Source organism: Aporhodopirellula rubra, from assembly GCF_014192335.1.
In the GTDB taxonomy this organism is placed as follows: domain Bacteria; phylum Planctomycetota; class Planctomycetia; order Pirellulales; family Pirellulaceae; genus Rhodopirellula; species Rhodopirellula rubra.
In genome coordinates, this window is the sequence record NZ_JACHXU010000014.1 from 58821 (window position 1) to 74260 (window position 15440).

Annotated in this window: 9 protein-coding genes; 3 read left to right on the forward strand and 6 right to left on the reverse strand. The window is 54.4% G+C overall.

Features of this window, described 5'->3' with window-relative positions:
- Positions 1-53: 53 nt before the first annotated feature.
- Positions 54-3602 (reverse strand): serine/threonine-protein kinase, encoded by a 3549-nt coding sequence (locus FHS27_RS18550; RefSeq protein WP_184306379.1) that lies wholly within the window; start codon positions 3600-3602, stop codon positions 54-56.
- Positions 3602-4201 (reverse strand): ECF-type sigma factor, encoded by a 600-nt coding sequence (locus tag FHS27_RS18555; protein ID WP_184306380.1) that lies wholly within the window; start codon positions 4199-4201, stop codon positions 3602-3604. The genes FHS27_RS18550 and FHS27_RS18555 overlap by 1 nt, the downstream gene beginning before the upstream one ends.
- 394 nt (positions 4202-4595) lie before the next feature.
- On the opposite strand from FHS27_RS18555, the gene FHS27_RS18560 reads away from it, so the two are divergent.
- From FHS27_RS18560 to FHS27_RS18570, 3 genes are all read left to right on the forward strand, one after another.
- Complete coding sequence (locus tag FHS27_RS18560; protein WP_184306381.1) at positions 4596-5807, forward strand: DUF1559 domain-containing protein; 1212 nt, start codon at positions 4596-4598, stop codon at positions 5805-5807.
- Positions 5808-5854: 47 nt separating this feature from the next.
- The gene (locus tag FHS27_RS18565; RefSeq protein ID WP_221225208.1) at positions 5855-6094 is read left to right on the forward strand and encodes a hypothetical protein; all 240 of its coding nucleotides are present in this window, start codon (positions 5855-5857) and stop codon (positions 6092-6094) included.
- A gap of 266 nt (positions 6095-6360) precedes the next feature.
- Positions 6361-9477, forward strand: a complete 3117-nt coding sequence (locus tag FHS27_RS18570) for an FG-GAP-like repeat-containing protein (protein ID WP_221225209.1) — start codon at positions 6361-6363, stop codon at positions 9475-9477.
- Positions 9478-9514: 37 nt separating this feature from the next.
- Here the strand turns inward: FHS27_RS18570 and FHS27_RS18575 are convergent, their stop codons facing one another.
- The 4 genes from FHS27_RS18575 to FHS27_RS18590 all read right to left on the reverse strand — a co-directional run bounded on the left by FHS27_RS18575 (position 9515) and on the right by FHS27_RS18590 (position 15140).
- Positions 9515-9961: a response regulator gene (locus tag FHS27_RS18575; protein WP_184306384.1), complete on the reverse strand. Its 447-nt coding sequence runs from the start codon at positions 9959-9961 to the stop codon at positions 9515-9517.
- 11 nt (positions 9962-9972) lie between these two features.
- Positions 9973-11871 carry a sensor histidine kinase gene (locus FHS27_RS18580; RefSeq protein ID WP_184306385.1) on the reverse strand — a complete coding sequence of 633 codons (1899 nt, stop codon included), beginning with the start codon at positions 11869-11871 and terminating at the stop codon, positions 9973-9975.
- 223 nt (positions 11872-12094) lie between these two features.
- Positions 12095-13426 carry an ABC transporter substrate-binding protein gene (locus FHS27_RS18585; RefSeq protein ID WP_184306386.1) on the reverse strand — a complete coding sequence of 444 codons (1332 nt, stop codon included), beginning with the start codon at positions 13424-13426 and terminating at the stop codon, positions 12095-12097.
- 313 nt (positions 13427-13739) lie between these two features.
- On the reverse strand, positions 13740-15140 hold the full coding sequence (locus FHS27_RS18590) for an SAM-dependent methyltransferase (protein WP_184306387.1): 1401 nt from the start codon (positions 15138-15140) through the stop codon (positions 13740-13742).
- Positions 15141-15440: the final 300 nt, after the last annotated feature.

The following is a 15440-nucleotide window of genomic DNA, read 5'->3' on the forward strand; positions in this document are numbered from 1 at the left end:
ATCCCCGCCTCGGTAATCCTTCGAGGCGAGCAAAACGTTTCCCCATCCACCGACTACCGCTCGTTCAACGCGATCAGGCTGCGTTCGGTCAGGTTCTCGTGCGTCGTCGCCCAGCAACGGACGTTTCCGCGAATATCGATGGAATAGAGCGTTTGGTGGGCATCGTTGAAATACAGATCGATGATCGGTGCGCGGTGGCCCGGCAACATCGCCATTTCGAGCCCCGTGTCGGTATCCCAAACGCGGACAACACGATCCATTCCAGCCGAAAACAATCGCGGTTCACTGGGGTGAAACAGAATCGCCAGTACGCTGTCAGTATGGCCGACGAATTTCTGAACGCGTTCGCATTGGGGCAGCTCCCACATCACGACTCGGCTGTCCCAACTGCCTGTCGCGAGACGTGATCCGTCACGATTGAATCGCAACGCACTGATGACACGCTGGTGTGAGTGAAGAATTTGATGGGGCGCGGTCGGGTTCGTGTTCCAAACCGTCGTGGTGCTGTTGTCGCAACTCGATGCCAGCCACTTACTGTTAGGGGAAACGGCAAACGCGCGTCCGGTTCCCTCCTGCGCGTCTTGGACAAACGAGAATTCCGCGGTTTTCGCGTCGAACTTCCAGATTTGGTTCTTGTTTTGAAGGTCAACGGCTCCTTTCATCGCGAACCCGGGCAGATTGATGTAAATCTCGTCGGCGCTGCGAACCAGTTTTAAACGTGCGCACGCAAATCGATCAGTGACGACAAACGGCACCTCTGCTTGGACGAGCGTTTTCCCGGACGTGCGTCCGGCACGCGATCCATCATCAACATCCGACAAATCCTCGATTCGAATCGTTCCATCATCGAGAATCAGCACGATCGTTTTGTCGTTCGGATCGTGAGACGCTTCCATCGCCACGATCGGGCTCGGATATCGAAGTATGGTTCGCGGGTTGTCGACGTTAAGGTTTCGTCGCATCGGGATTTCGAGCACTTCGCTCAGCGCCCCGTCGGCCGCGTTAAATGCGACCAGAAGGCGATCACCAAATTGAGTCGTGCAGCAGGGGCGACCAAATTTCGAAAGATTGAGAACCTTGTCGTTCTCGGGCGACGCATCCCAAAACCGGATGGCTTCGTCGGAACCTCCCGTGATCAATTGTGTGTTACTAAGAAACGCCAAGCAGTTGACGCCTTGCGAATGCGTGTGGTCGCTCTTGATGATTTTCCGATCGGCGACGTTGCAAAACAGTGTTTGACCGTCATCGCCAGCGATCGCGAGCAATTCACCATTAGGGCTGAACTCACACGACCGATATCCTGCCTCTCGGGGTGGAAACGCGAAGAGAACCCTTGACGACGTCTTGTCCCAAATCCGACATTTTCCGTCTGATGAACATGTGGCGAAGACGTCGACTGAGGTGGGATGCCACGCGACGCCGGTAAGAGCACCCGTGGGTTGTTTGATCAAACTGTTTTCCCACGTCGATGTGTCCCACAAAATCACGTTGCCCTGTTTGAATCGAGCCTCATGATGCGTCGACGCAACGCCTCCGGCGCCCAGCAATTGATCGCCCGATGGACTCCAGTCAAGATCACGCACGCAACTAGGCAAATGCTCATCGCGAAAAATTTCTTCACCGCTTGCGACGTCAAAAACAACAAGGAATCCTCGGTCGGGCACGACCTCTTCACGCAGCGGTTGCCCCCCACCAAACGCCACATGTTGAGCATCAGGCGAAAATGCGACTGAGTAGATTGCCGAGTCGGCCAACGTCAGGACGCATGTTTCGATATCATCCGAATCAATCGTTCGTAGGAACCCTTCGCCCGTGTTCGTCCCGTACGCGATCCGCTGTCCGTCAGGTGAACAATCGACCGTAAACAGCCCACCCGGTTGAAAGGTGATTTCCGTGTGTGAGTGCTGGTCACGGGTCAGGTCCCAACGAAAGAGACTACCCGAGCGAGATGCCGAAAAGAGAGTCGTTCCATCGGGCGTCAACGCCAGCGACCGCACGCTGTATTTCGTCCCTTGCGGTGATTGATGTCGTAGTTCGAGGCGATATCGATTGATCAGACGGTTGTAGTAATTCCATTCCCACTTCTGGTGTTGCGGTTGGCATTCTTCGAGTAACTGTTTGGCCTGTTCCGCGTTGTTCATTTCCCAATGCGATCCGATGCGTCCAATCCGATAAGAGGCAAGGTTCGACTCGAGCGTTTTCTGAGCGATCCGGGCGAGCTCGACGGCTTGGGTTGCCTTGGAATACGACGCCTGCAATTCGTCCAGGTAGGATTCGCGAACAATCAGAAGAGACGTCGTCATGACGGCGATCATGACCGCCACGGCGCTGGTCATGGCCGCGGGGTGACGTTTTCCCCACTGGGTCGTCCGTGACAGCAAGCTCGGTTGCTGCATGCGGATCGTTTCATGTCGCCGGAATCGACGCAGGTCATCGGCCAAATCGCGTGCCGAACGGTAGCGATCATTGGGGGACTTTCGTAAGCATGCCGTGCAGACCTGTTCCAATTGAGCGGAGAGATCACGCTTCGATTTGCGAAGAGGTTTGGCCGACTGATAGATCACATTGTGAACGAACGTCGCCGGATCGTTGCCTTCAATCGGCAGATGACCGGTGAGCAGTTCGTAGAGGATCACGCCGAGGGAGTAGATGTCACTCGAGACCCCAACATCGTGGCTGTTCCCTTTCGCTTGCTCGGGGCTCATGTAGGCCGGCGTGCCGAGCAGTTGATTGCCGTGTGTCATCGTGACTTGGTCGGAGGCCACGGCCAATCCGAAATCGATGATAACCGGGCGTGCGGGACTGACAGTGCCTTCGGCGGAGCGTTCCAGCAGAATGTTAGCGGGTTTCAGATCGCGATGAACGATCCCCATCGCGTGAGCATACTCGAGTCCGTCAGCGATTTGAATTGACAACTCAATCGCTTGGTCGACCGACAGTGTGTTTTCCGCGACGTAGTCCTTCAACGTGACGCCGTCGATGAATCGCGAAACCAAAACTGGTAGATCGCCGACCATGACGACTTCTTCGGGAGCGCCAATGCGTGGATGACGCAACCTCGCCTGCCATCTCGCTTCACGACAAAATCGGATCAAAGACGTCAGTGAGCCCAACGCTTCCAAACGCGGAACTTTGATCGTGACCAGTTCCCCGGTTCGACGATCGATCGATTTCCACACTTCGCTTGTCGCTCCCGAGCCGAGTCGTTCGACAAGCGTGAATTGCTTTTGCAGGCGAGTGTAAATTTCCTTTGAGTGAAGGTTTGCTGGGTTGGATCTCGCCGGGGCTGGTTCGGTATCTTGGACGGCGTCCGATGGTGCGTCTGGTGCTTGTTCGGTGTGTGCGTAGGAGGGAACATCGTCTAGGTATTGCTGTTTCCAGTGTTGAGACAACGCGAGTAATTCGTCGCGTGCGAAACCATGCAGTTCTTCATCTAAATCGCCAATCAACGACTCAACATTCGGTTCACCTTCGCCTTCCCGCCATGCCCGTTCGTACTCGTCACAGATCGCATCGATTGCGAACAAGTCATCTTGGCTGAGTGCTCGCTTTTGGGATGGGCTGTGCAAATCATGGTGGGAATCGTGTGGCGCGGTCGACATCACTCGGTCTCCGGCTGTTGGCCGTGTGATAGCCAGATTTCTCGAATGAGTTGCAATTTGCGTTCGACGCTGCGCACTGCGACGTTGACCTCTTTAGCCACTTCTTCGTTGGTGAAACCGTCCATCTTGAGAATCGCGACCCGACGCAGAAGCGGTGTTCGCAAGCAATCCAATAACACCGTCACTTGTTCGTTGAGCAGCATTACCTCGTCGGGCGGCAACGTGCTCGACGCCAGTTCCAACGTGTGAAGTTCACGATGGTCGCGACGCAGCGCCGATCGTTTGAGACGCAGTTCATCGCGTGACAACCGTGCGGCCCGTCGAGCCGTGATCGTCATGAGGACTGGCCACAGCGATTCACGGTCGGTAACCCAAGGAAAGGCACCGTCCGCAGCATCGAGACAGAAATGACCGAATGCACTTCGCGCGACATCCTCAGCATCATCGTTTCGCTCTCGACGCATTCCAAACTTTGAAAACGCAACACGTACCATTCGTGGAGCGTACTTGTTCCAAAGTTGTGTCACGCCATCGTCGTTACCGACACGCAGTAGATCCATCGCACGCGTCACAGACCCGAACTCGTGAATCGATTCCATAGAATGCCTCCAGTCAAATAGATGATACAGCAAACATTGGATCGCAATCGGCGAACATGTCGGTTTCCACGTTCGCTTCAGTTTGCCCCAATCTCATCCCCGCCGGAGGTGCCGCGTCTCACGCTCATTCGCGATGAAGCATGCTCGCAAGGAACACCGCCTTGAATGCCCATGCGGTGTCGAATTGAGCCGAAATCGTGACACAAAAAAATACTTTTGACTTTTTCAGAAATTCGTGACGGGTAGAGAACACCGACAGTAATGTAATTCTTGCGGAAAACAATCCCCCGGTAAGCCCGTATAGGGTGTTCATTTTTAACAGGGTAGTGTACGTCCGTTCTTTCGGTCCTCGTTGGGCCGCTGCCGTTCTTTCTTGCTTTTGGGAGTCGTATTTATGATCCAATCTCGTCGTCAACAAGGTTTCACGCTAGTGGAACTATTGGTTGTCATCGCCATTATCGGTGTGCTTGTCGGGCTGTTGCTACCAGCCGTTCAGGCAGCCCGCGAAGCAGCTCGTCGGATGAGTTGCAGCAACAACTTCAAACAGATCGGGTTGGGGCTGCATAATTATCATTCGGCCTTCAATCGCTTGCCACAACAAAGGACCGGTACTCACGCAACGCAAAACTGGCCGGTCTCGTACAGTGATACCGAAAATGTTTTCCAATTGAGTTTTCTCGTTGGCATTCTCCCCTTCGTCGAGCAGCAGGCCGTTTGGGAACAGATCTCCAATCCGAACGGTTTTCATTCAGACTTGACCACACGCACGCCTCCATGGCCGGCAATGGGACCGAGTGTTGACAACCACGACAACTACGGCCCGTGGGTAACAGAAATCGTCACGTATCGTTGTCCGAGCGATCCTGGACGTGGCGCACCAGCGTACGGGCGAACTAACTACGGTGCGTGTCTCGGAGACAGTTGTAACATGCCAAACGGCGACTACATGTGGTGGGATCACTCATCGGATAGTTCCGCGGCAGGATGGCCTTCCGCAAACGGTGTTGGCCGGGGAACGTTTGTTGCGCGAAAGCAAACGGCGTTTCGTGATATTCTCGACGGCTTGGCCAATACGATCGCGTGCGGTGAACTGGCAACGGATCTTGGTGATCGCGACAAACGCACATCGACTGTTGAGCAAACCGGGGCATCGGGAATTGGTGACGTTCCGACATCGTGCCGAGGGAGTATTGCTGCTGATCGACCGAACTTCTGGTCGCCCACTGCGCAGACTCCCGCGGATGCCGACCCCGGCCAAGGGGCACGGTGGGCACGCGGATATCAGTGGTCAAGCGCGTTTGCGATTTACAGCGGTGTTTACACCAACTTGCCACCTAACTCGGAGATCTGCCAAGAACTGCCCGCGAGCCAGTGGGGTGGACCGATGGCTGACCGAGTCAACACCACCGTTTCGAGTCGCCATCAAGGTGGTGCCCACGTTTTGATGGGCGATGGTGCGGTGAAGTTCGTGACAGATTCTATTGAAGCGGGAAACAGCAACGCGAACATGGTCAACCCTTGGTCGCAACAAGGCATTGCAAGCCCGTACGGTTTGTGGGGCGGTTTGGGAACCAAAGCCAACAAGGAAATTGGCTCTGAGATCTAGGCTACCGCGTACCGTTTGAATCCCACTTTGCAAAATGAGAGTTTGAAATGATATTGAATCGATCCCTAGCGACCGTCTGTTTTGCTACGCTGCTGGTCGTCACCGTAGGATGTAGCGGACGCGCCACAGAGTCTGTCTACGACGCAGACGAGATGGCGAAGTACCGGTCGTCACCGGAGCAAATTGCGGCGGCGATGAAAGCTAGTCAGAAGGCGGCGATTCCTGATCCCAAGCAGATCAAGGAAATGGCCAAAAAATCCGCCCGCTTGGCTGCTGATTCGAGATGATACGCGTCGTAAAATCAGACGCCGATTCGTGTCGCTGAACGAGCGAGACTTCGCCAAAACCGCTTCGCATCAGCGAGGAAACAAACCGTCTGCATTTTATGCCGACGGTTTGTCGTTTGGTGTTGTCCGTTATGGCATTCGTGCATCAATTTCGGTTTGTAGGCCCCAGTGCTTGAACCGGTCGCGCGAGTGGCATGGATCGACGCTGCCCAATTTTCTCAGCAGAGAGCACGGTGATGACGGAATACGCAGTTTGCGGAAGAAACGTGTTTCGATTTTCGAACGGGCATCGGTTCGCGTTCGTGTTTTGTTTCGCTGCCGTGATGACGGGGGTTTCGCAAACTGGTTGCGAGCGATCGCCAGTGCCTGAGCGGAACCAGCAGTCTCTCGTTATCAACAAAATGATGCCGGAGGAAACCGAGTCTCGCCGTAAAGCGGATGCTGAAGTTTCTTCGGAGACGCAGGTCGCCGCTTCGCAACGCGTGACAGGTCCCTTGACTGGTCGGGGCAACTCCGATCCATCCAACCGTGATGAGCTTATTGCCGAGTTCACGCGGTTGTTGGATTTGGGACAAGACGAGCAGGCCGAAAATATCCTTCGGCAAATGCTGATTGGAGACCCAGAAGACTTCGAAGCCCTTTTTCATCTTGCCCGCATCACTTTCAATCGTGGTCAGCATGATGAAGGTTTGAATCTGATCTCTGCGATTCCGCCCTCGCACCCACAACTCGGGATCCCGGCGTTGGGAGTGGCCGCAGATTGGTGTTTCGAGCTCAAGCGATTCGATGGCGCTGAGAGACGTTATTTGCAGATAGCCAAACGCAATCCGCAGATCAGCGTCCCCTTTCGGCAGTTAGCCTATTTGTACAATCGCCAGGGCCGACGGCACGAAGCCGTTGAAATGACGAGGCGACTTTGTTTGGCGGGCGACGTTACCCAGGAGGAGTTGCTGACTCTCGTCGTAGAATCGGATGCGATCTACTATTCACCAGAGATGGAGGCGGCGAAAGGAACTCGGCCCTATTGGCCGATCGGTGAAATGGGTCAGGCACGTTACTTGTGGACGCAATCGCGATATTCCGAGGCCGCCGAACTGATTGAGCCGCTGCTCGTCGATGGGACTGCCAATGCCTCCGAGATTGCCTTCTACGGTGCCGCGATGAGTGAAGCTCAAACGTTGGAGAAATTCGCGTGGTGGTTGGAACGAGTCACCGATGAGGTACAGCAATTTCCGGAGTATTGGTCGGCTATAGGAACGTACCAATTGGCGAATGCACGTTTTGAATCCGCGGTTCGTTGCCTTGCCGAAGCAATCCGTCGCGATCCCACCGACATTCGCTCTACCCGCCGGATGGTCAGTGCGTTCCGGTCGCTCGGCGATGTTGATCAGGTTGATCGTTGGACGCAACGGTTTGAATACCTGATCGAGACGTTGGAAGCCAGTCGCACAATCATCGATGAAGGATCGAGTGAACAGGATATTGAAAGATTCGCTACGTTGTTGCAACAAGACGGGCGAAACGTGGAGGCGTTGGTGTGGCGATGGATTTACGCGATGCGAACGAACGCGGGTCAGCAAACTTTCGAGCGACTCAGTGCACGGCGGGTAGCGGTTCTGCGCGAAGGTACAGCCTTCCCGGATTCATCGACGCTTCTGCGGAGCATTGATGTCGATCAGTTTCCGCTGCCAGAATGGGAAAGTGATTTCGACACGAACAACGAACCGGCGTCCCCGAGTATCGTCGTCAATCAAATTGAAACACCAAGGTTCAAAAATGTCGCGGGGAGTGCTGGTGTCACACACGCGTACCGCGTCGACGTGGACGGTCGAGAGTCGGGTTTTACGATTTACCAAACGTTTGGTGGCGGTGTTGCGGTGATCGACTTTGATCTCGACGGACTCCCGGACTTGTATTTCGCACAGGGCGCCTCCGAATCGCCGCACGCTTCGGCAATCGAATCGGATGCCATGTACCGAAATTTGTCTGGCGCTGACGAGATGCAGTTGAATGATGTCACACTCCCATGCGGATTGATCGAAGATCGCTATACGCTCGGCGTTACGTCAGGAGATTGGAACCAGGACGGATTCCCCGATCTCGTCATCGCGAATTTGGGACCGGATTGTTTGTGCCTCAACCAGGGAGACGGAACCTTCGTTCCTATCACGCTCAACCCCGGTGAGCCGTCCCAGCGGTTGAGCACATCGGTAGCAATCGCTGATGTCGACAACGACCAACTGCCGGACATCTACATGGCGAATTACCTCAATGACGCAGATCTATCGCGGCGTCCACCCGTGGACGCGTCCGGGATGCCGACCGCACCAGTCAACCCGACTTCGTTCGTCCGCGCAAACGACGACGTGTTCGTCAACGACGGCGCCGGCAACTGGGTGTGCGAGCGTGTGGGAAGCGCTGAATCGGATGCGAGCACGAGTCTCGGGATTTTGATTGGGGACCTCACCGAACAATCGGGGAATGAAATTTTTGTTGCCAATGACGAACTTCCAAATCAGCTCTGGTGTCATCAATCACTCGCCCACGAGTGGACTGATTCTGCGGTGTCGCGTGGGTGCGCCTACGCCAGTCTCGGATCACCCACTGGTGCGATGGGAATTGCGGCAGCCGACTTCGACGGTTCAGGAACGCTTGATCTTCACGTCACCAATTTTTACAAGGAGTCGTCCAACTTCTATGTCAGCGATGGAGGTCTGTTTCGCGACCTCAACGTCCGTTACGGTTTCGACCGAATGACATCGTTGATGCTCGGTTTCGGCTGCCAATCAATTGATTATTCCAATAACGGAATTCCGGACTTGGCGATCGTGAACGGGCACGTTGAGAATCTCGAGTCCAAGGGACAGCCGTTTCGACAGCCTATGCAACTGCTCGCTAATCGCGGAGACCGTTTTGAATCCTTGGACGTCGATGATGTCTCTGGTTATTGGTCGGCAAGCCATCTCGGTCGAGCGCTCGCTCGCGTTGATCTGGATCGAGACGGTCGCTCGGATCTAGTGGCGACCGACTTAAGCGAACCGGCCGCGATTTTGATAAACCTCACGGTATCCAATCATCATTGGATTGACTTACAGTTGTTCGGCACGCAGAGTGAGCGTGACGCAGTCGGTGCAACGATCGAAGTACACCGGGGAGATGTGATCACGTCTCACTGGCGCACGGCGGGAGACGGCTATTTGTGCAACAACGAGTCGAGTATCCATGTCGGGTTGGGAGATCACAGCACCGTCGACAAGGTGATCGTGAACTGGCCGAGCGGACACCACCAATCGTTTGAACACCTCAAGGTTGATCGTGTTTATCAGCTCGTCGAATTCGACGTGGGTGCCTTTGAAACCAAGACCACCGTTTCAGCGCATTAGCGTCGCTAGTGCACTGAAGGAATCCTTGGTCGTCAATCTACTTTTCCGGTCGGCTTTGTTCGTCGGATTTCATTCGCGGCAAGGCAACACCGGTGACGTAGGGTTTGATCGCCTGCATCAGGAAATCAATATTGGCTTTGGTGAAATAGCCGGCGACGTTTTTCTCATATGCTAGACGCAGGTCGCGTTCGTGTTCGGACGTCGTGAGGACGAAAACAACGGCGGACTTTAGGTCGGGATCCGAGCGGATCTCGTCAAGGAACTCATGCCCGTTCATGCCCGTCATGTTGAGGTCGAGAAAGATGATGTAGTCGCTTCGGGCGCCTCCGACGAATTCATCTCGAAGCAAATGGATGGCCTCACTGCCGTCTTTTGCGAAACGCATTTCCTGTTTGATGTCGTGTTTCTTGAGCGCGCGTCTGAACACCTCCATGTCCAACTCGTCGTCTTCCACTAGTACGAACGTCATCTTGATTGATTCCATTTTGAATGACCTCAGGCGCTGGAAGATGCATTAACATCATGCACCTTACCCGACTTCTGAAGCGGCCATGTAAAGCTGAACGTGCTGCCTTGCCCCTCACTCGAATCGACGTGAATTTCGCCTCCGACGATTTCAATTTGCTTTTTGACGATAGCGAGGCCCATTCCGCTGCCTTCAACTTGAAGAGACGATGCGCGCTGGTACATCTGAAAGATTCGCTCGTGGAACCGGGGGGCGATCCCGATTCCGTTATCAATGACTGCGAACTCCAACATACCACCATTTAGGTTACCTGTAACCTGGATACGGCCATCGGGGCCCTTGTCGTTGTACTTAATCGCGTTTGCGATCAGATTGAGCAGCACCTGTTGCAGTGGTGTTTTCAATGTTTCAATGACCGGCAAATCGCAGTCGACGGAAATTTGTACCCCGTTGGAAACGTCCATGATATCGAGCACGGAGTCGACGAGTTCATGGACGTCCACCTTCTCAACTCGCTGCGCGGTTCGTCCCACGCGGGAATAACTGAGCAGATCGTCGAGCAGGCTTTCCATTTTCGTGACACGTCCTTGCATTTGCAGGAGGTGTTTTTGCGAGTCTTCGCTCAGCAAGCCTTCGCAGTCTTCTTGAACCCACTCGGCGAGGCATCGCAATCCACGCAGCGGTGATTTGAGGTCGTGCGAGGCCACGTAGGCAAAGTTGTCGAGTTCTTGGTTCGACTCCTCGAGCATGACTGCTTTTTGGGACAGCTCCTCGGAGAGTGATTGTGACCGCTGGAGCAGTTCTTTCGTTTGTTGGTTCTTGCGACTGAATACTTCCGCGGCACGTGCCATGCGGCCGATTTCATCATTTCGCCCGACCGCCGGAATGGATTCGATCGTTTCACCCTGGGCGAGTCTCAAGAATGTTTTTGTCAGGTTTGAAATCGGATCGAAGATCACTTTCGAAAGGCGAAACGCAAGGATCGCGGCAATCATCACCGCCAATGCTGCGGCTAAGACGCCGAAAACGCGGCTGCGTGTCACCGCCCACTGTCGTGCCGCACGGCTGGCTTCTCGCTGTTCGCCGACGAGGTCTTTGATTTCGTTTGAATAGTGCACGAACTCCGAAATTTGTCCGGCCATGACCACATTGACATAGAACATGTAACCACGCGTCGCCTGCACCGCACGCACACCGAGTGATTGGAAGTTCGCGAGCGCTGTCAGCACCCGTTGTTTCGCCTCAGCTGCGTCTTCGTCATCGGCGGGCAACTCGATTCGCCGCACCTCTGATTGCGATTCCTTCAAACTGTCGAGCATCCTTTCGTAATCATCCGAGCTCGGTTGAATGAAATAACGAAGCATGTTCTTACGAGCCGTTGAGAAGGCACGCACCGCGACCAAAAGTCTTCGTGACGCATCGTTCTCGTCGAGGGTAACGAGGTATTTCTCGAGTTTCGCAAGAGAGTCGTCGACCTCCGATTCCTGGCGGAGCAACTTGTTTTGGAACAGGTCGGTTCGGACGTTCCGTTCCGCTGAGGCGAGTTGCAGTTGGTCGCCGAAGGAGGCGATCAACTCACGCATTTGGTCCAGTTTGTCGGTGAGTGGATCGTTCTCGCCGACCTTTTTCTTGAGCCCATCGATTGCCGTCAGCAATTGAGATTGCAGTTCATGTGCTGTGTTGTACTGAGCGTCGGCGCCCGTTTGCGCATAATTCTCGGCGCTGGCTTTGAGTTGCAGGGCACCTCGGTTGACTTGCAGCACCTCGGTCGCAATTTGATCGGAAGATTCAATTGCCCGGAAATTCGACAACAAGACTTCCTGACCGAACCAACCGATCATGTTGCTGAGCAGGCAAATCGCGACCAGCAATCCGGTGCCGATGTGCAGACGTCTCTTGAGCGAATTGGCTTCCGAGGGATACATCATGGGCGCGTGCTCCGTCGACGCAAACGCATTGAGAAAACGCGGACGCACCGAACCGATCGATCGAGAGAATACGGCATTGCAAGCATGCAGTGTAACAAAGTGGTCGGGATGTTAATCGTGGTGCGGAATTGCAGGTGCGTTCGAGTGAATCGGCAAATGATCGTCAGGGTGTGGAGTCTGTGGCATTAAATGGTCCGCAGTCGCTGTCTATCCGGGTTGGTGGCTAAGCGGACAAAAATTCATTCCATCGTCGCAGGCTGTATTCGTACGTGTTCATCACGGTGTTCCACACTGCAATGTTGCTAAATCGTTTGGTGTAGGAGCCTCCATCGCGAACGCGCCCCTTCGCGACAACGCGTTTCCCGCTGGTACCCAACAGGTCCGTCGCCGCTGGCTTGCCGAGGTACCAATATTCCCACTCGGCGTCGGTGAGTTCCTCGCGCGATCGCTCGGGGTTAGAAATGTAATACCCTTGTCGTGCGATGAATGCGCCCGGCCAACCTGACAACCACCAATTCATGTATTCGTAGGCGGCATCCTTTACAATTCCGGTGGTCGCAGAGGACAGACACATCACGCCGTGCCAAGCCCGGTATCCTTCCTTGGGCGAGGCGTAGATGCACGGGATGCCGTTGGCATTGAGTTCATAGACTGCGGGTGAGAACATGCTTTCGATGACAGATTCACCTCGTTTCATCAATTGGACCGACGCCGGCACGCTGCTCCATACGCCACGGAAATGCCCGTCCCGCCGATACTTTACCAATATCGAAAACATGTCATCGAGTTCGCGCCGCGTCAGATTGCCAATATCTCCGAACTGCATCAGCCCTTTCGCTTGCAACGCCAACGCGAGATCGAAGAGTCCGATCGTGGGCTCGTTGACGATCGCAACCTTGCCTGCCCATCTCTCATCGAGCAACCACGCCCAACTTTCCGTTTCGTAGGGCACGCCCTTGGGAACGACGGTCGGGTCGTACCCAAATGAATCGACATTGTGCACGTAGGGTAGGAAGCTGACGTCCTTTGATTGCTGCGTCCCCAGCTTGCCATCGGGTTGAACGTATAAAATAGTGTTCGGTGCGTCTCCCGCACCCATCTTCGCCGTTGGCGTTAACCGTCCCGTTTTGGTCAACGCATTGATTTCATCCCAATACCGAATTCGATTTATATCGATCGACTGGATCGCGTTGGCTTGCCAGAGCACTCGAATGCTGTTGGACCACTGCTCATAGAGGTCAAATGATTCGGGATGAGTGGACGCTCGGTGTAACACTTCCGCACTCCCGCCGGGGGAAAAAACGAGGCGGATTCCCAACTCCTTTTCGGCGCGGCGACGAATCTCTTCTTGAAGCGTGACGTGTGTCCCTAAGACGTGTACAACGGTGCGCCGTTTGACATGAATGACCGGGCCACTGCTACCGTCCGCTATGCTGTTATCATTGGTATCGCTAACACTATCCGACCCGTCGGGGGCTTCGGCATACGCTCCGGTGCAGATACTCGCACCTAGTGCAGCGGCACCTGAGATGCATTGGCGTCGGTTGAGTATCATGAGGGCGGCTTTCTAACGCAACGAGATGAACGCTGGGTGAGACATCGCGGGTTGAAAAAATGGATGGTAGCGTTGTAGGTATACGACCACTATTGGAAAACTGAGCGTCCAAGACGTGCACACTTGTTCGCTGCTGTGTGTGTGCAACTCCCGATCAATAGGTGAGCCAGGTTAAGAATGCATCTATTTTGGATTGAAAGACAAGTGGGGTTCGCCGCTTTCGGTTCCTGAAACCGATTGCAGACGAAAAAAAGCGGTGCATGAGGGGAATCCCTCATGCACCGCAACGTTTACGTTCAAACTGTTAATTGTCTTAACAATGGCTCGCGCTGACGCGTGGACGGCTTACCGCAAATTGATACGTTGAAAACGCGCGGTCCGATACGTCCAGGTGCTCACCGGCGGTGAGCGAGTCGGAATCGGCGAACCCGCACGTCTTCATGAACTCGGTCGGCGAATCGCAACCGAAAATGAACTGTTCACCCAACTCGTCCATCCCTTCGACGAATTTCAGGATCTCGGCATGCTCGGAAGTCCCGTCGACAACGCTGCGTGTCACTATGTCGCACCATAGGCGGCTGTCCGCATGTTGGCACAGGCTAGCTGCCATGGTCAGGATTTCACGGTTTTCTTCTTCGGTGAAATACATTGAACATCCTTCATAGACAACCGCCGTCGGAACAGTCGGATCGAAGTCCGGATGTTCGAGCAAGAGTCGCGAGATGTCGTCGGTTTTGAAATCCGCGGCGATCATGCGACGGCTCACCATCGGTCGGTCTGTCATTTGAGAGATGACGCGCGTCCGCTCTTCGAGCATTTCCGGAAGATCCAGTTCGAAGAACGTCGGCTGTCCCAAGGTGTCGAACAACCGGAACGGACGCATGTCCAGCCCCGCGCCGAGAATCACAACTTGTTTCAAACCGGGAACGCTTTCGAGGGTTTGGTCGATGTGCCGGGTTCTCGCCTTGACCATGTTTTGCAACTGGGGCAAGACACCCTTTAAGCGATTGGCGAGCAGCGCGCCGTGAGGTCCGGCGGCTTGGCGTTCGTGCCCCACGTCCACTCGAATGCCTCGGTCGTCGAACGATGCCCGCAGGCCTGCGATCATACGAGCCGATGCTTTCAGTTTGTGCGCGAACAACGGACTGATTCGTGGCTGTTGCTTGGTCGGCAACAACTGAATTGAAGGTTGAGCGAAGTATTTCATCTCCGCCTCAGCGACAACTTCGTCATTTGAGGTGAACTTCACGGTCAACGTGACAAGGACACGTTTGCCAGCGAAGTAACGCTGTCGCACTGTTTGGGCGAGATCGTCGGGAACGACGCAGGTCGCCTTGAGATGCCCCGTGCTAGGGCTTCGATACTTAACATCCATGGCTGCGAGCCACAGTGATGCTGAGTTCTCTTCTTTGCAACGATGAACACCCGCGAGCGGAATACCGCGTAGGAGCGTTGCTAAAGCTAGGCCGCCGGTATAATCGGCAGAAAGCGAAATAAGCGCAGCTTGATGAGTACCGTGTTGATTGGTAGACGCGAAACATAGCGGAAGTTCGGAAACACAGATACCTTCCTCAACCTCCGTAACACGCCAGTCCACCGACTTAAGCACTGGAATTGCATCATGCAGCAGCCTCGTCATTAGTTCGGGATTGACCCGATTGCAATAATCTTCTTCCCATGAAACCAACTGACCTTCGAATTGTGACGCTACCATGGCTTGCCCCAAAAAGTAAACGTAAGAATAGAAACCGAAACAGACCGTGTTTCTAAGGAGGAGCGGAGGAGATGAAAAGAAAAAAACACCAAGGTCAATGTTTTTCTTCCTGTAAATCCGCGCAAAGTTTGGGTCAGGTAACTTACAGCGACCTACTATTTGCCGGACGCCTATTTGCCGCCTAGTTTGTGGTGGGTATGTCCATCACTTACCTTGCGTTTCGGTCTGCCCCCCCGAAACGCAACGGTCAATTCACAAGCCGTTGAAACAGTGACGTGTTTTAGCTGCGTATCCATAAGG